The organism is Winogradskyella sp. HaHa_3_26 (assembly GCF_019278425.1).
GTDB classification, from domain to species: domain Bacteria; phylum Bacteroidota; class Bacteroidia; order Flavobacteriales; family Flavobacteriaceae; genus Winogradskyella; species Winogradskyella undariae.
The window spans coordinates 2,951,050-2,968,665 of record NZ_CP058981.1 but is presented as its reverse complement, the minus strand read 5'-3'; the positions used below and the strand labels follow the sequence as shown (position 1 = coordinate 2,968,665).

Genomic DNA, 17,616 nt, shown 5'->3' with positions numbered 1-17,616 from the left:
AAGTTATTTGGGGTGGTTAAAGATATAAGAAAATATCAATTTCTTTTGATAATAAAAAAAGCCTCAGAATACACCTGAAGCTTTTCTATTAAAATATCAATTCATCTTAACTCACAATTAATTTCTGAATCGTTGATGTATTTCCAACAGTCAACTCTACAAAATACAAGCCGCTTTCTAAACTTGAAATATCTATTGTTGAAGCATTTGTTTCTAACTTAATATCATTAAGAATGATTTTCCCCTGAATGTTGTAAATATTTACGCTTCCAGTTTCAAAATAAGACGATGCCAATTGAATGGTTACGTTTTCTTTTGCTGGATTTGGGAACATGTTAAAGCGAGTGACATTAAATTCATTTAAACTTAAAGCTACTGAACTTTCAAGATAATCTGGAATCGTGTTGCTATTTGTATCATCATCCGTTGGATCTCCGTTATCATTATAATCTTCGTCTATCGTTAAAATGCCATCACCATCATCGTCGTCATCTAAATAATTCTCTATCTCATCTTCATCTGTATCCACAAATTGGTGTATTGTGTTATTAGATCGTCCTAAAACAATATTAATTTCATCTATAGTTGCAACGTTATCTCCGTCATCATCACTGTCTAAATAATTTGGAATGTTATCACCATCGGTATCATCATCTTCTAAATCTCCATTGCCATTTATATCTTCATCACTATCAATAACGCCATCGTCATCACTATCTGTACAAACTATTTCTTCAACATTAATCAAAATTATAGTTGTTCCACATCCTAATAAAGAAATAACTGAAACTTCATAAAAACCTGATTGTGTTACTGTAAGAGACGCTTGCGTTTCATCTGGTATAGGATTACCATTTAATGCCCATTGAAAACTATAATCTAAAGTAGATAGTTCTGAATCTATTACCAATGTATCTCCGACACAAAAAGAATAACTACTTTCAAAATTTAAATCAGGTAACGAATCTACATAAATATCAAAATCAACTACTGCAAAACAGCCCGTAGTATTGTTTGTTACTCTAGCATAAATAGTTTGTGGTGAAACTGTATTAGAAAATTGCGTTGGGTCTGAAATACTATTAGAACCCGAAAACGCGTCTGACTCACTGACATGATAGGTAATTGATGTTCCTGGTTCTCCGTTAAAAATAAGAAGTTCATTTACTGTTAAATCAAACACTTCGACTTCATCTCCTGTATTAATTTCATCACATAAAACTAGATCTGGTATTGTATTACTAGGTGTTGGATTTGGTAATACTCTAATAGTTAAAGTTGTAAAACCTAAACAACCTGCATTAATATCAGTCACTACAACAAATAAAGTTTGTGGATTAGCTCCATATCCATTTACTGAATTATTTGTATATGCCGTTGGATTTGTAATAACGTTGGTCTGTGCTTGTGCATCTGCATTGGTTTCATAATAAGTCACGGACCAATCTGTATTACCATTGGTAATCTCAGCATCTTTTATCGTTAAATCAAATACAGCAATCTCATCGGCATCATCATCACATAACTCCAAAGACGTTGATGCCGTAACTATAGGTGTTGGATTTACAACCAATGATAATTCAGTAGTATCATAACTTCCTGTATTATTATCTTCTAATCGCACATATATAATTTGTAACCAATCAGTATTATTGACATAAAGATAATAAAGCGCATTAATTCCATTAATGGCATCACTCTGCGTTTCGTGATATGTTATCGTATAATCTTCGGCACTTTGACTTCCTAAAACTTGTACATCTACATAAGTTAAATCGAATAAAGCAAAACCATCATTGTCATCATCGCAAACCACGTAATCATTTGGTTGATTAGCCACCTGAGCAAATGAAGTTATACTGATTATTAAGAATAGAAATAGGTTAAGTAGTTTTTGTTTCATAATAGGTTAAATTTGTGCTTCTCAAATATAGATTAAATAATATAATAATGGGTAAATCAATATCTAGCGTCCAAAATCCACTTATAAAACAACTCGTTTTACTTAAAGAAAAATCGAGACAACGTAAAAAAACAGGACAGTTTTTAATTGAAGGGAAGCGCGAATTATCTCTTGCTATTAAAGGCAATTATAAAATTGACACCTTATTGTTTTATCCTGAATTATTTTCAGAAAGCGAAGCCAATGCGCTATCACAACATGAAATAGATTGTATTGAAATTTCAAAAGAGGTTTTTCAAAAATTAGCACACAGAGACACTACTGAAGGTGTTATCGCTGTAGTAAAAACTAAAGACCATACACTTGAAGCTTTAAAACTTCAAAACAAAAATCCATTAATATTAGTAGCTGAAGCACCCGAAAAACCAGGGAATATTGGTGCAATATTACGTACCGCAGATGCTGCCAATGTAGATGCTGTGATTATTGCGAATCCTAAATCAGATTTATACAATCCTAATATCATTCGCTCTAGTGTGGGTTGTGTATTTACCACCAAAATTGCTATGGGAAGTAGCGAAGACGCTATTGCTTTTCTAAAAAAATATAATTTCAATATTTTTTCTGCTATTTTACAGGAATCGGAACCGTATCATACCCAAGATTATACTTTACCAACCGCAATTGTAGTAGGTACAGAAGCAACAGGTTTAACCGAAGAATGGCGACAAGCAGCTACCAAAAACATTAGCATCCCTATGCAAGGCGAAATTGACTCTATGAATGTCTCTGTAGCAGCAGGAATTCTTATTTTTGAAGCTAAGCGACAACGCGATTTTAAATAATTATAAACGTCAGTTCGAATGATTTTCGAAGTATAAGAAAATTGTATCGAGAACCATTATTACTAGAAAGCTTCTCTATACAAAATTCCTAAAAAAGGAATTTAACTTGAAGTGACAGAAACACACATAAAACATCATAATGACAGCACAAATACTTTTCTACATCATTATAGCCATTATCATCATCAATTTTATAAAAGATAAAGTCCTCGATGCTATAAATGCCAAACATTACAGTGACCCAATTCCTGAAACACTAAATGATGTTTACGATACCGAAGCATACAAAAAATCGCAAGCTTACAAAACCGTTAATTACAAATTTGGAATTTGGACATCATTGTTTTCATTTGCCTTAACGTTAAGTTTTTTACTTTTAGATGGTTTTGAATACGTCGATAATATGGCCAGAAGTTATACCGAAAACCCAATTCTTATCGCTTTAATTTTCTTCGGAATTATTATGATTGCTAGCGATATTATTACCACACCATTTTCATATTATAAAACTTTTGTGATTGAAGAGAAATTTGGGTTTAATAAAACAACAAAAAAACTCTTCATCTTAGATAAGTTGAAAGGTTTAGTTATGATGGCTATTATTGGTGGTGGTATTATTTCATTAATCATTTGGTTTTATCAACTTACAGGAAATCAATTTTGGTTATACGCTTGGGGAATTATAACCGTATTTACTGTCTTTATGAATATGTTTTATTCTAAACTTATTGTACCACTATTTAATAAACAAACACCTTTAGAAGATGGCGACTTACGAAACAAAATTTCAGCTTATGCCCAATCTGTTGGTTTTAATCTCGACAAAATATTTATCATTGATGGTTCTAAACGAAGCACTAAAGCCAATGCTTACTTTTCAGGTTTTGGAAACGAAAAACGGGTAACGCTTTACGACACTCTAGTAAATGATTTAGATGATGAAGAAATTGTTGCTGTTTTAGCGCATGAAGTTGGTCATTATAAAAAGAAACACATCATTTTTAATTTGGTGACTTCTATCCTACTCACCGGATTCACACTTTTTATCTTATCTATCTTTATTTCTAACCCCTTATTATCAAATGCTATTGGTGTAGAGGTTCCAAGTTTTCATGTCGGACTAATTGCTTTTGGATTGCTCTACTCACCTATTTCTGAACTTACAAGTTTGATAATGAATTACGCCTCTCGTGTTTTTGAATACCAAGCTGATGATTTTGCAAAAAATACTTATAAAGCAGAACCTTTAATTACGTCTTTAAAGAAATTATCTAAAAATAGTTTGAGTAATTTAACACCTCATAAAGCTTATGTTTTTATGCATTATTCGCATCCTACGCTTTTAGAACGCGTTGAAAATTTGAAGAAGTAACGTACTTGATTTAGATCCTCAAAATTAAAAATCTTGAATAACTCCGACACAGAATATTCTTATGTAAACACAAATGTTATTGAAGCACCTGAGTCTGATTATTTATATATTCAGCCTTCACAAATTAAAAATGCAGGTAATGGTTTATTTACAGCTATGGAAATCTATGAAGATGAAATCATTTCGTTGTTTAAAGGTGAAATTATTAACAACCAAGAAGCTGCAATTAGAGCAAAACAAGGTAATGACCGCTATTTCATCAACCTATTAGATGATACTATTTTGGATAGCATGCATACAGATTGTTATGCCAAATATGCTAATGACGCTGAAGGTTTATCTACATCTAGTAAATTTAAAAACAATACAACAATCACTTTAGATGAAGATTATAATGTTTGTATAAAAGCTTCTAGAAACATAGAACCTGGAGAAGAATTATTTTGTGGTTATGGAGAATCGTATTGGGAGAAACATAGTTAATCATAACTTAAATTCTAAATTCATATAATTTAATCATCACTCTATACCCACATTCTAAAAACAAGTTAACAATTTATTAAAGTAAATCTCGCTGATTTCACTTTATAAACAATCCATTTTTCTTAACTTTGCTAAGGATTTAAAACATTAAATAATGACTGATTTAAGAAATAAAAAAGCACTAATTACTGGAGGCGGAAGAGGCCTAGGAAAAGCAACTGCCTTAGCTTTTGCAAAAGAAGGAATAGACGTTGCCATTACAGGTAGAAATGAAGCGGTTTTAAAAGAAACAGTTTCTGAAATAAAAGCTTTAGGTGTAAATGCTATTTATTCTGTATTTGATGTAACCAATTATGAAGACGTTCAAAAAAGTATTAAAACGATAGTTGAAACACTTGGATCTATAGATATTTTAGTTAACAACGCAGGTATCGCTGCTTTTGGAACTTTAAATGATATGCCTGCTGATCAATGGAGTCAAATTATACAAACAAACGTTATGGGTATGTATTATGTCACTAAAGAAGTTCTTCCTTATTTAATAGAAAAGAACGAAGGTGAAATTATAAACGTTTCTTCTACAGCTGGATTAAACGGAAATGCAACAACTTCTGCATATTCTGCATCAAAATTTGCAGTAATCGGAATGTCTCAATCATTGATGAAAGAGGTTCGCAAAAACAATATTAGAGTTTGTACATTAACACCAAGTACAATTGCTTCAGATATGTCTATAGAATTAGGTATCGCAAGCAAAGGTACTGAGGATAGCGTTTTACAACCCGAAGATTTTGCTGAACTTATTGTAGCTGGTTTAAAATTACCTAAAAGAGCTATGTTGGCAAACGCATCATTATGGTCTACTAACCCATAATTTATTTTTACATAAAAAAAACAATAAAACCTGCATCTTATGTAGGTTTTGTTGTTTTTATAAATCATATAATTTTAACTACCTTAGAGTTCTTAAATCATAATAATTGTCATTATAATTTTAAATAAAATAAATGCTACCAGAAAACCCTTTATTTCTAATTCCTTTTTCTTCAGGTGTTATTTTTATAATTGTGGGCTTTATTATGCTCAAATTTCCACCAAAAGCAATTAATAGCATTTACGGCTACAGAACTAATGCTTCAATGAAAAATCAAGAACGATGGGATTTTGCACAAATCTATTCCTCTAAGAAAATGATAAAAATTGGCACCTTACTATCTATTATCGCTTTGACTGGATGGATTTATCAACCATCAGAAAATATTGCTACCATATTAGGCTTCTGCATATTACTTTTTGCTATAATATTTTTAATATCTATGGTTGAAAAAAAATTAAAATCAAAATTCTCAAAAGATTTATAACATTTAATTATTCTCATTATCCTCAAAAAAATTATTGCCAATTAACAACAGATTCACTACATTAGATATATGACAGAGGAAGCTATAGAAAAAGAAAATAAAGCCATTGCTAAGGCTTACAAAGATTTACTAAAAGTAAGTTACCAAACTTTAACTGATGAGGATAAAAAATTAATCCGACATGCATTTGACGTTGCTGTAGACGCACACAAAGACCAACGAAGAAAATCTGGTGAGGCGTATATTTTTCACCCTATTGCTGTTGCAAGAATCGTAGCTAAAGAAATTGGTATGGATGCGACTTCTATAGCTGCAGCTTTACTTCACGATGTTGTAGAGGATAATCCTAACTACACCATTGATGATATGGAGCAGTTATTTGGGGAAACTGTAGCGAGAATTGTTGATGGACTTACCAAGATATCTTCGCTAAAAAAAGACATGGATGTGTCTTTACAAGCTGAGAATTTCCGAAAAATGTTGTTAACGCTAAATGATGATGTTAGAGTTATCATTATAAAGATTGCAGATCGTTTGCATAACATGCAAACTATGGATTCTATGCGACCAGACAAACAGGTTAAAATCGCCTCTGAAACCTTATATATTTATGCCCCTTTAGCCCACAGAATCGGACTCTATAATATTAAAACAGAATTAGAAGATTTAGGTTTAAAATATACAGAACCAGAAGTCTACAATGATATACTAAGTAAAATTCAAGATAGTAAAGAAGACCAAGACGCTTATATTAAAGCTTTTTCAAAAGTTCTTGAAGACTCTTTAAATACAGAAGGTTTAAATTATGAAATAAAAGGACGTCCAAAATCAATCTTTAGTATTCGAAGAAAAATGCTAAAACAAGGGGTTTCTTTTGATGAAGTATATGATAAATTTGCTGTTCGAATTATTTATAACTCCGATACAGCTAACGAGAAATTCTTAGCTTGGAAAATATATTCGATCGTTACAGATCACTTTACGCCTAATCCTATTAGACTTAGAGATTGGATTTCTTCGCCTAAATCAACAGGATATGAAGCCTTACACATTACCGTTGTTGGACCAAAAAGTCGTTGGGTAGAAGTTCAAATCCGTAGTATGCGTATGAACGAAATTGCTGAAAAAGGCTATGCAGCACACTACAAATACAAAAATGCAGATGCTAAAGAAGATAATTTAGACCTTTGGATTAATCGCTTGCAAGAAGCTTTAGAAAGCAACGAAGCAGATGCTGTAGATTTTGTAGAACAGTTTAAACTTAACTTATATTCTAAAGAAATATTTGTCTTTTCGCCTAAAGGAGATTTAAAATCATTGCCTAAAGGAGCCACACCATTAGATTTTGCCTTTGGAATACATACCGAAGTTGGATTAAAAACACGAGGTGCAAAAGTAAATGGTAAATTAGTTCCTTTGAGTCACGTATTGCAAAGTGGTGATCGTGTAGAGATCATGACTTCTGAGAATGCAAAACCAAATACAAACTGGTTAGATTATGCAACCACAGCTAGAGCACGAACTAAAATTAAATCGGCTTTAAACGAAGACACAAAATTAATTGCAGAAGAAGGAAAAGAGATTTTAAGACGAAAATTAAAGCAACTTAAGATTACATTAAACGAAAGTTCAATAAATCAACTTGTAAGTCACTTTAAACTCAACACCTCTTTAGATTTATTTTACAGAGTTGGTATTGGTACTATAGACAATACTAAATTAAAAGCATTTGCATCGTCTAGAAGTAATGCATTTGTAAGCTATTTTAAAAATAAAATATATAAACCTAGCGTCCCGAAAGATATTCATAAAGAAGAAATAACTTCTAAATATGATATGTTAGTTTTTGGTAAAGAAGAAGAAAAACTAAACTATACATTGTCCAATTGTTGTAACCCAATTCCTGGAGATAAAGTATTTGGCTTTTTAACTATTAATGATGGGTTAAAAGTTCATAAAATGAATTGTCCTAATGCGTTAAGCCTACAATCTAATTATGCTTACAGAATTATGCAAGCAAAATGGATAGACTCATCACAACAAGTTTATACCTCACAGATTATTTTATCTGGTATAGATAATATGGGATTAGTAAACGAAATCACTAGACTTATTTCAGAAAACATGCATGTTAACATGAAAAGCATAAGTTTCTCTAGTGACGATGGTATTTTTACAGGAAAAATAACCGTTCAAGTTAAAAATCAAGACATGCTTAAAAAGCTAATTAAACACCTTAAAAAAATAAATGGAATTGACAAAGTAACTAGGGTATAAATTGTTATTAACTATTAATTTAAAACTTGTTCATTTCTTTCATTTTTTATCCTACTTTTTATAATTCATATCCTATAAAATTTGCTTAAATTTGCCGCTTAATTATGAATGCAACCACAGAAGAGAGTAATCAGGAAATTGTAAAGCGCGTATTTACACAATTCCTTGAAGATAAAGGTCATAGAAAAACACCTGAGCGTTACGCTATACTTCAAGAAATTTACGATAACAAAGAACATTTTGATATTGAATCTTTATATATCAAAATGAAAAACAAAAATTATCGTGTAAGTAGGGCTACACTTTACAATACAATTGAGCTACTTTTAGAATGCGCCTTGGTTCGCAAACACCAGTTTGGACAAAGTCAGGCACACTATGAAAAATCGTATTTCGATAAAAATCACGATCATGTGATACTTACAGATACAGGTGAAGTCATAGAATTTTGTGATCCTCGTATTCAATCCATAAAAAAAACCATAGAAGAGGTTTTTGATATTCAGATAACTAATCATTCATTATATTTTTACGGTAATCGTAAAAAGGACGACTAACTCAATTTAAAAATGGCAGTAGATTTACTACTTGGATTACAATGGGGAGATGAAGGCAAAGGAAAGATTGTCGATGTATTTACCTCTAATTACGACATTATTGCACGCTTTCAAGGTGGACCAAACGCAGGACACACCCTAGTATTTAACGGCAAAAAACATGTATTACATACCATCCCATCTGGTATTTTTCATGAAGACAAAGTTAATCTAGTCGGTAACGGAGTTGTTATTGACCCTGTTATTTTCAAAAAAGAACTAGATAAGCTTGAAGAGCAAGATGTGAATTACACAAAATCATTATGTATTTCACGTAAAGCTCACATTATTTTACCTACGCATCGTTTATTAGATGCTGCAAGTGAAGCTTCAAAAGGAAAAGCAAAAATCGGATCTACATTAAAAGGTATTGGCCCAACTTATATGGACAAAACTGGTAGAAATGGTATACGTGTTGGTGATATTGAATTAGAAGATTTCAAAGACAAATACAGAGCTTTAGCAGATAAGCACGAAGCAATGATTGAATTCTACAATGCAGATATTGAATATGATCTTAAAGAATTAGAAGCTGATTTCTTTGATGCAATAGAAACTTTAAAGTCTTTAAAATTTATTGACTCTGAAGAATACATTTATCAAGCACAACAATCTGGTAAAACAATTTTAGCTGAAGGAGCTCAAGGTTCTTTATTAGATATTGATTTTGGTACTTATCCTTACGTAACATCATCTAATACAACTGCCGCTGGTGCTTGTACAGGTTTAGGTGTTGCTCCGAGTCAAATTGGCGAAGTATTTGGAATTTTTAAAGCTTACACTACGCGTGTTGGTTCTGGACCATTCCCTACTGAATTATTTGATGAAGACGGAGAAACTATGGGTCGTGTTGGTCAAGAATTTGGAGCAACAACAGGAAGATCTAGACGTTGTGGTTGGTTAGATTTAGTAGCTTTACGTTACGCTTGTCAAGTTAATGGTGTTACACAATTAATTATGATGAAAGGTGATGTACTTTCTGGTTTTGAAACCTTAAAAGTATGTACTGCATATAACTATAAAGGTGAAACAATTACACATTTACCTTATAATATTGAAGAAGAAAATGTATCTCCAATATATACAGAAATAAAAGGATGGGCTGCTGATTTAACAGGAATGACTGAAGCATCAGAGTTACCCGAAAACTTAAATGGATATATTGAATTCTTAGAAAAAGAATTAAACCTTCCTATTACTATAGTATCTGTTGGACCAGACCGTAAACAAACAATTACGAGAAAAACAGTTTAATTAGAACACTATAAATTAATTGGTTTTTTTGTAAAATATAGAGTAAAGATCTTAGGTCTTATCTTGAATATTTTATAAAAAAACCTTTTTTTGTTTACAATAATCTTTAAAATAAGCTCTTTTCTGTTAAAAAAAACCTTAACAGATGCTAAAGCAATTCTAATAAGTGTTATTTTGTGAAAAATGTATGCCTCTTGAAACAATTTAAAAATCTATTAGTTCTTATTTTCTTCACCATTGCTTGCTTTAGCTTTGCTCAAGAAAAAGAAAATATCACCATAGAATATGCTGGTCAATTATTTACAGACCAAAATATTGAAGAAGGTGCTAAAGTATTTGTTAGAGATAAATCTAAACAAGTTCATTTTGTCCACAAAGGAATAAACATGTGGTGCGATAAAGCTGTTTATTACGAAGATCAAGATTTTATTGAAGCTTACAGTAATGTGGTAATGAAACAAGGAGATACCATAAATATGGTTGCCAAATACGTTGAGTATAGCGGCATATCTCAACTTGCATTTGCTAGTGGAGATGTTGTTTTAACAGAACCACAATCTACACTTAAAACAGATACACTTCATTTTGATAGAATAAAACAACAAGCATATTACAATACGGGAGGTACTGTTGTTAGAGATTCATCTGGAACAATTACAAGTCAGATTGGTCGTTATTATATGAATGATAGCAAATATCAATTTGTTAATGATGTAGAATTAGTAAATCCTGAATATACATTAAACACTGAACGCTTAGATTTCTTTACCGAAAACGGACATGCTTATCTTTTTGGGCCATCTACTATTGTTGGAGAAACAAGTACTATTTATTGTGAACGTGGTTTTTATGATACCAATAATGATGTTGGTAATTTTCAACGAAATGCTAAAATAGATTACGACAATAGAACCGTTGAAGGAGATAGCCTATTTTTTGATCGTGCTAAAAGTTTCGCCTCTGCTACAAATAATATCACCGTTACAGACACTATAAATAAAAGTCTTGCAAAAGGCCATTATGCAGAAGTTTGGCGAGAAAAAGATTCTATGTTTATTACCAAACGAGCATTAGTAATCACAGTTCAAGAAAGAGATTCTATTTTCATGCATGCAGATACCTTAATGGTTACAGGTAAACCTGAAAATAGAATTACACGTGCTTATTATAATGCACGACTTTATAAAAGTGATTTAGCAGGAAAATCAGATTCTATACATGTTGATCATAAATTAGGCATAACTCAAATGATTAATCTTAGTAGGTTTAGCTCTAATGACGCCTTTGCACTTCAACGAAAACCCGTACTATGGAATATTGGTAATCAAATGACCGGAGATACCATTCATTTAATTTCGAATCCAATAACAGAACAACTCGATTCTTTAAAAGTATTTGATAATGCTTTCTTAATTAGTAAAGACACAATCGATGTTAATGCGTTCAATCAAATTAAAGGACAACGCTTAATTGGCTTATTCAAAGACAATGAAATTTATAATATTGATATCATTAAAAACGCAGAAACAATTCGTTATTTAAGAAATGATGACACGCAATTAATAGGAATTCAAAAATCAAAATCAGGAAGTATTAATGTTAAAATTATCGATCAAGTTATTGACGAAGTTCGCTTCATAAATCAGATTGATGGTAATATTTTCCCGGATTCAAATTTCCCTAAAAGCGGAAGAAAATTTAGAGGTTTCGACTGGCGAGGTGAAGAACAACCATTATCAGTTGAAGATTTATTTAAAGACGATCCCCCTTTAGATTTACCTATAATTGAAGGCTTAAAAGAATATGTTCCGTCTGAAAATTTTATAGATGATGCAACTAATGAGCGTATTGAAGAGGCAGGAAAGAAAACACCAGAAAAAGCAAATAAGGCTGCTCGAAATCTTCCTGAAAAGAAAACAACGACACCTTTAAAAACAATGCCTCAAAAAGAATAAAACCTTAAAAAGTAACGAGACTAAAGAGCAAAAAATTGAAACAAGACTTTTTTAAATATCAAGCTCAAACGACACCACATCCATTAGCTATGGAAATTAGTCGTGCAAAAGGATCTTATATATATGATACTAATGGCAAAGCTTATCTCGATTTTGTAGCCGGTGTATCAGCATGTAGTTTAGGACATTGTAATCCCAAAGTTGTCAATGCCATTAAGGAACAAGCAGATCAATATCTTCATGTCATGGTTTATGGTGAATATATTCAGACACCTGCTGTAGAATTATCTAAACTAATAGCAAAATATTTACCCGAACCTTTAGAAGCAACTTATTTAGTAAACTCTGGTACAGAAGCTATTGAAGGAAGTTTAAAATTAGCGAGACGCTTTACGGGACGTTCAGAAATTATAGCGGCAAATAAAGCTTATCATGGTAACACAATGGGTTCACTTAGTCTTATGGATTATGAAGAACGCAAAAAACCTTTTTTACCTCTAATACCAGATATTAAACATATTGAATTTAATTCTGAAAGTGATTTAAATAAAATAACGGAACAAACAGCTGCTGTTATTCTCGAAACTATTCAAGGAGGAGCTGGCTTTATAGAACCAAAAGATAATTATCTAACAAAAGTACAAGAACGCTGCAATTCCGTAGGTGCACTTTTAATATTAGATGAAATACAACCAGGAATAGGAAGAACAGGTAAATTATTTGGTTTTGAAAATTACAACTGCCAACCCGATATTGTTGTAACCGGCAAAGGTTTAGGAGGCGGATTACCTATCGGTGCTTTTACAGCTTCAAAAGAAATGATGGATTCGCTAAGCGATAATCCTAAATTAGGACATATAACAACCTTTGGAGGAAATCCTTTGATTGCTTCTGCAGCACTAGCAACATTAAAGGAAATTACGGAATCTAATTTAATGGTTGAAGCCTTAGAAAAGGAAAAATTAATTAGAAAACACCTTCAACACAAACACATTAAAGAAATTAGAGGTCGAGGATTGATGTTAGCCGCATTAACTGAAAATGAAAATATTACAAATGACGTTATTTTACGTGCCCAAGATGAAGGATTAATTCTGTTTTGGTTACTTTTTGAAACCAAAGCAATCCGAATTACGCCTCCACTCACTATTTCAAATAACGAAATAATAGAAGGATGTAACATCATAAAATCTATTCTAGATTCAATATAACCACTAATTAGTCACATTACACAGCTAAAAACAATACTTTAACTCACTATACATCAAGTGTTTTTACAATGTTAATTATTTTGTTAAGAACATTCGTTAAAAAAATGATGTAACTTAAAGTATAACTGTATTTTTATTACAGCGAATTATTAAATATTTATGCAATACAGTCAAGAAGACGAAAACTTTTCACTTACTCGATTTGAATCGATGTTAAAGACAAATAATATTTTGTTCTTTGACTCGAATGAGTTCGAAAACATCATACATCATTACCTAGAAAACGGTAAGATTGCATTGGCTAAACGCGCTATAAAATTAGGTTTAGAACAACACCCAAGCTCTGTTAATCTTAAATTATTTAAAGTTGAAATTTATATTTTAGAAAATAAATTTCAGCAAGCTGATGATCTTTTAGATGGGCTACATAATTTAGAACCTAACAACGAAGAAATTTTTATTCAAAAGGCTAACGTTTTATCTAAACAAGATCAACATCAAAAAGCCATTAACACTTTACTTATTGCTATAGATCTTTCTAATTCACCAGAAGATGATGCTGATTTATATGCATTAGTTGGTATGGAATATTTGTTTTTAGAACAATTTGAAAATGCCATAGTCTTTTTTCAAAAATGTTTAGAAAGTGATACTACAGATTATGCTGCGCTTCATAATATTGTGTATTGTTATGATTTCTTAGACCAGAATTCTGAAGCTATAGAATATTTAAATTCATATTTAGATATAAACCCTTATTGCGAAGTTGCATGGCATCAATTAGGAAGACAATATTTTACAATAAAAGAATACGCTAAAGCTAATTCTGCTTTTGATTTTGCAATTATATCAGACGATACTTTTGTAGGTGCATATATTGAAAAAGGAAAGGTTTTAGAAAAGCTAAAAAAGTATGAAGAAGCTATTGAAAATTACAAAATAACATTAGCCTTAGACGACCCTACCTCTTTTGCCTTATTACGCATTGGTCATTGTTATGCGAAACTTAAACATGAAGAATTTGCGATACAGTTCTTTAAGAAAACAATAAGTGAAGACGTTTTACTAGACAAAGGTTGGATTGCTATTACTAAATTTTACATGAAGCAACTCAATTATCAAAAAGCTTTATATTACATTAATAAAGCGGTAATAATTGATGGAGAAAATGTAATTTTCTGGAAACTATATGCAACTGTAAATAAACGTTTAAATTTTCTTGAAGAAGCAGAACGCGGCTATAAAAAAGCGTTAGATTTAGGAAATTTTGAACTTGATACATGGCTAAATAGATCTGATGTTTTAACGACTTTGGGTGAATACGAAGCCGCTATTTTTAATTTAATTCAAGCGTCTGAATTCTACCCAGAAAATGCTGAAGTAGAATACCGTTTAGCTGGATTATATTTTTCAACTCACCAATCAGAAGAAGGACGTTTCCACCTAAAAAATGCAACACGTCTTAATATTGATTATAACTTTATTATTTCTGAATTATTTCCACAACTTACAGAAAAGCCTCTTATCAAAGCAATAATTACAGAAGCTAAAAAGACTTCTAACTAAAAGAAAATAATCTTACCTTAGCATCTGATATTTTATAACCGAATGCAAAGAAGATTTTTAGATTATTTAGCCATTACTTTAAAAGGTATTGCTATGGGAGCTGCCGATGTTGTTCCAGGTGTTTCAGGAGGAACAATAGCTTTTATCTCTGGTATTTACGAAGAACTTATTGAAAGTATTGACAAAGTAAATTTTAGTGTTCTAAAAATCTGGAAGAAAGAAGGATTTAAAACCGCATGGAATTCTTTTAATGGTAATTTCTTAATTGCTCTTTTTTCTGGTATAGCAATCAGTATTTTATCCTTAGCGAAACTAATAAAATGGTTACTACATAACGAACCAATATTACTTTGGTCCTTCTTTTTTGGACTTGTATTAGCCAGTATTCTATACATTGCAAAACAAATAAAAGGTTGGTCTATTAAGTTAGTAATAGCTATAATAATAACCTCTATTCTTTCTTTTTATATAACGTTAGCAGAACCCTTTGCTTCACCAGATAGTCCTTTTTATCTTTTATTCTGTGGTTTTATAGCTATTATAGCAATGATATTACCTGGAGTTTCAGGAGCTTTTATTCTATTAATTTTAGGTGCTTACCAAACAGCTATTGATACCATTAATAATTTAAGAGATGGATTATTAACGGGTAATATGGAACTTTTTAAAGATGCATTTTTAAACTTTTTACTTTTAGCAATCGGAGCTATTTTTGGACTTAAAATATTCTCAAAAGCTTTAAACTGGATGTTTAAACATCATAAGAATCTAACTTTAGCAATATTAACCGGATTTATGATAGGGTCTTTAAATAAAATTTGGCCCTGGAAAGAAGTCTTAAAAACAAGAATTAACTCTGAAGGAGAAGTCGTTACCTTATTAGATAGAAGTATATTACCAACATCTTATTCTGGAGAAAACGAACTTTTAATGGCTGCTGTTTTTATTGTTATTGGTTTTGCTGTAATTCTTATCTTAGAAAGTTTAGGAAAACAAAAAAATAACGTGTAATGCAAAGTACAAGAACCCTTATAGATCGCATATTTTTGGTCATTAAAGGTTTGGCCATGGGTGCTGCAAATAAAGTCCCTGGTGTTTCTGGCGGAGTTGTTGCTTTTGTTTCAGGTTTCTACGAAGAGTTCATTTACTCATTACAACGTGTAAATAAAAATGCTTTATTACTTTTAATAAATCTTAGATTTAAAAGTTTCTATCAATATATAAATGGTAAATTTTTAAGCTTACTCTTCTTAGGAATGATTGTAAGCTATTTTAGTGTTTCTAAACTACTAGATTACCTTATTGCACATTACGAACTGTATGTTTGGAGTACTTTTTTTGGAATGATCTTAGGTTCAATATACTATTTAAGTAAAGATTTTAAAGAGTGGAACAAAACAACAATACTATCCCTAACACTTGGTGTTATAGCAGGAGTAAGTGTTAGTTTTTTAGATCCCGCAACAGAAAATGACAATCTCTTTTTTGTGTTTTTCTGTGGTATTATAAGCGTATCAGGTATGACTTTACCTGGTTTTTCAGGTTCATTTATATTAATTCTTTTAGGAAATTATGTTTTATTATTAGTGGATTCTGTAAATGCACTTTACGATACGATGTTCGATATTTTTAGATGGAATTTTGAATTTGTAAATGATGTTGTCCGCATAAGAATGTTAAAAGTTTTAGCGGTATTTACATTAGGTTCTGTTGTAGGCTTAGTCACTTTTTCTCATATATTAAATTACATTTTAAAACATTATAAATTTATTACGCTTGCAACCATAATGGGTTTCATAATAGGATCTCTTGGTGTTGTTTGGCCTTGGAAAGAAACAATTTACAAAACACAAATTGACGGATCTCTAGTCTTAGATTCTGCTGGAAGACACATCATTACTAATTACCATCGTTTTTTACCTGAATTCAACAGTCAAACTTATATAGCAATTGCTTATATTGCCTTAGGAATCTTTATAGTTTTAGGATTAGAATGGTATGGAAAAAACACAAGACAACAACGTAAAGCATAAATTTGGTCTTTTAGGGCGAGATATTTCATACTCATTTTCGAGAGGATATTTTGCTAAAAAATTTGAAAAAGAAAAATTACCACACACTTATGTCAACTTCGATTTACAAAAAATCGAAGAACTTAATGATATTCTTAAAGACACATCAAATATAAAAGGGATCAACGTTACCATTCCCTATAAGGAAGAAGTAATCCCAATGCTTGATAGTCTAAACAAACGTGCAAGAAAAATTGGAGCTGTAAACACAATTAAAATCACAGGTAAAAATAAATTAGTTGGTTATAACACCGATTATTATGGTTTTAAAAATTCTTTAAAACCACATCTAAAAAAACATCATAAACGAGCACTTATTTTAGGTACAGGTGGTGCATCTAAAGCTATAGCTTATGCGCTAAAAAAATTAAAAATCAAATATGATTATGTCTCTCGTTCCAAAAAAGAAGGTGTTACTTATACGTATTCTGATCTAAATGATGCCATTATAGCTAAGCATACGATTATAATTAATTGTACACCCATTGGTACTTTCCCTAATATTAAGGACTGTCCAAACATTCCTTGCGACGCTATTACTAAAAAACATATTTTATATGATCTTATATATAATCCGGTGCTAACCAAATTTTTAGCTCATGGAAAATCAAAAAATGCAATCACTATAAATGGGGCTGAAATGCTAAGGTTACAAGCAGAAAAATCTTGGGAAATCTGGAATAAATCATAAAATATAACCAACTAGGCATTTCCTTTGTAA

At 31.2% G+C, this 17,616-nt stretch carries 15 protein-coding genes; 14 read left to right on the top strand and 1 reads right to left on the bottom strand.

Annotated elements, in window-relative coordinates:
• Window positions 1-106 precede the first annotated feature (106 nt).
• On the bottom strand, window positions 107-1,903 hold the full coding sequence (locus H0I32_RS12795; protein ID WP_179313798.1) for a T9SS type A sorting domain-containing protein: 1,797 nt from the start codon (window positions 1,901-1,903) through the stop codon (window positions 107-109).
• A gap of 47 nt (window positions 1,904-1,950) precedes the next feature.
• Between H0I32_RS12795 and H0I32_RS12790 the strand changes: the two genes are divergently transcribed.
• The 14 genes from H0I32_RS12790 to H0I32_RS12725 all read left to right on the top strand — a co-directional run bounded on the left by H0I32_RS12790 (window position 1,951) and on the right by H0I32_RS12725 (window position 17,586).
• Window positions 1,951-2,748 carry a TrmH family RNA methyltransferase gene (locus H0I32_RS12790; RefSeq protein ID WP_179313797.1) on the top strand — a complete coding sequence of 266 codons (798 nt, stop codon included), beginning with the start codon at window positions 1,951-1,953 and terminating at the stop codon, window positions 2,746-2,748.
• Between the two features lie 139 nt (window positions 2,749-2,887).
• Window positions 2,888-4,120, top strand: a complete 1,233-nt coding sequence (locus H0I32_RS12785) for a M48 family metallopeptidase (protein ID WP_179313796.1) — start codon at window positions 2,888-2,890, stop codon at window positions 4,118-4,120.
• A gap of 33 nt (window positions 4,121-4,153) precedes the next feature.
• Window positions 4,154-4,603, top strand: a complete 450-nt coding sequence (locus H0I32_RS12780) for an SET domain-containing protein (RefSeq protein ID WP_246293605.1) — start codon at window positions 4,154-4,156, stop codon at window positions 4,601-4,603.
• Window positions 4,604-4,757: 154 nt separating this feature from the next.
• Window positions 4,758-5,477: a 3-ketoacyl-ACP reductase gene (locus H0I32_RS12775; RefSeq protein WP_173588066.1), complete on the top strand. Its 720-nt coding sequence runs from the start codon at window positions 4,758-4,760 to the stop codon at window positions 5,475-5,477.
• Between the two features lie 133 nt (window positions 5,478-5,610).
• Window positions 5,611-5,964, top strand: coding sequence for an SdpI family protein (locus H0I32_RS12770; protein WP_179313795.1), 354 nt, complete (start codon window positions 5,611-5,613; stop codon window positions 5,962-5,964).
• A gap of 69 nt (window positions 5,965-6,033) precedes the next feature.
• Window positions 6,034-8,241, top strand: a complete 2,208-nt coding sequence (locus tag H0I32_RS12765) for a RelA/SpoT family protein (RefSeq protein WP_173588064.1) — start codon at window positions 6,034-6,036, stop codon at window positions 8,239-8,241.
• A gap of 104 nt (window positions 8,242-8,345) precedes the next feature.
• Window positions 8,346-8,798 carry a Fur family transcriptional regulator gene (locus H0I32_RS12760; RefSeq protein WP_092468045.1) on the top strand — a complete coding sequence of 151 codons (453 nt, stop codon included), beginning with the start codon at window positions 8,346-8,348 and terminating at the stop codon, window positions 8,796-8,798.
• 12 nt (window positions 8,799-8,810) lie between these two features.
• A complete protein-coding gene (locus H0I32_RS12755; protein ID WP_173588062.1) occupies window positions 8,811-10,091 on the top strand; it encodes an adenylosuccinate synthase in 1,281 nt (426 codons plus the stop codon).
• Window positions 10,092-10,285: 194 nt separating this feature from the next.
• Window positions 10,286-12,046, top strand: a complete 1,761-nt coding sequence (locus tag H0I32_RS12750) for an OstA-like protein (protein WP_173588061.1) — start codon at window positions 10,286-10,288, stop codon at window positions 12,044-12,046.
• 35 nt (window positions 12,047-12,081) lie between these two features.
• Entirely contained in the window at window positions 12,082-13,257 is a 1,176-nt protein-coding gene (locus H0I32_RS12745) for an aspartate aminotransferase family protein (protein WP_179313794.1), read from the top strand.
• A 159-nt stretch (window positions 13,258-13,416) separates the two neighbouring features.
• Complete coding sequence (locus H0I32_RS12740) at window positions 13,417-14,823, top strand: tetratricopeptide repeat protein (RefSeq protein ID WP_173588059.1); 1,407 nt, start codon at window positions 13,417-13,419, stop codon at window positions 14,821-14,823.
• Window positions 14,824-14,865: 42 nt separating this feature from the next.
• Window positions 14,866-15,834 (top strand): DUF368 domain-containing protein, encoded by a 969-nt coding sequence (locus H0I32_RS12735; RefSeq protein WP_173588058.1) that lies wholly within the window; start codon window positions 14,866-14,868, stop codon window positions 15,832-15,834.
• Entirely contained in the window at window positions 15,834-16,856 is a 1,023-nt protein-coding gene (locus H0I32_RS12730) for a DUF368 domain-containing protein (protein ID WP_179313793.1), read from the top strand. Before H0I32_RS12735 ends, H0I32_RS12730 begins: the two co-directional genes overlap by 1 nt.
• Complete coding sequence (locus tag H0I32_RS12725) at window positions 16,822-17,586, top strand: shikimate dehydrogenase family protein (protein ID WP_179313792.1); 765 nt, start codon at window positions 16,822-16,824, stop codon at window positions 17,584-17,586. Before H0I32_RS12730 ends, H0I32_RS12725 begins: the two co-directional genes overlap by 35 nt.
• Window positions 17,587-17,616: the final 30 nt, after the last annotated feature.

What these genes read in the sequence shown, in the direction of transcription:
- H0I32_RS12785 (WP_179313796.1), top strand. Translation starts at nt 2,888, where the DNA reads ATGACAGCACAAATACTTTTCTACATCATTATAGCCATTATCATCATC.
- H0I32_RS12755 (WP_173588062.1), top strand. Translation starts at nt 8,811, where the DNA reads ATGGCAGTAGATTTACTACTTGGATTACAATGGGGAGATGAAGGCAAA.
- H0I32_RS12730 (WP_179313793.1), top strand. Translation starts at nt 15,834, where the DNA reads ATGCAAAGTACAAGAACCCTTATAGATCGCATATTTTTGGTCATTAAA.
- H0I32_RS12765 (WP_173588064.1), top strand. Translation starts at nt 6,034, where the DNA reads ATGACAGAGGAAGCTATAGAAAAAGAAAATAAAGCCATTGCTAAGGCT.
- H0I32_RS12725 (WP_179313792.1), top strand. Translation starts at nt 16,822, where the DNA reads ATGGAAAAAACACAAGACAACAACGTAAAGCATAAATTTGGTCTTTTA.
- H0I32_RS12760 (WP_092468045.1), top strand. Translation starts at nt 8,346, where the DNA reads ATGAATGCAACCACAGAAGAGAGTAATCAGGAAATTGTAAAGCGCGTA.
- H0I32_RS12740 (WP_173588059.1), top strand. Translation starts at nt 13,417, where the DNA reads ATGCAATACAGTCAAGAAGACGAAAACTTTTCACTTACTCGATTTGAA.
- H0I32_RS12775 (WP_173588066.1), top strand. Translation starts at nt 4,758, where the DNA reads ATGACTGATTTAAGAAATAAAAAAGCACTAATTACTGGAGGCGGAAGA.
- H0I32_RS12790 (WP_179313797.1), top strand. Translation starts at nt 1,951, where the DNA reads ATGGGTAAATCAATATCTAGCGTCCAAAATCCACTTATAAAACAACTC.
- H0I32_RS12795 (WP_179313798.1), bottom strand. Translation starts at nt 1,903, where the DNA reads ATGAAACAAAAACTACTTAACCTATTTCTATTCTTAATAATCAGTATA.
- H0I32_RS12735 (WP_173588058.1), top strand. Translation starts at nt 14,866, where the DNA reads ATGCAAAGAAGATTTTTAGATTATTTAGCCATTACTTTAAAAGGTATT.
- H0I32_RS12770 (WP_179313795.1), top strand. Translation starts at nt 5,611, where the DNA reads ATGCTACCAGAAAACCCTTTATTTCTAATTCCTTTTTCTTCAGGTGTT.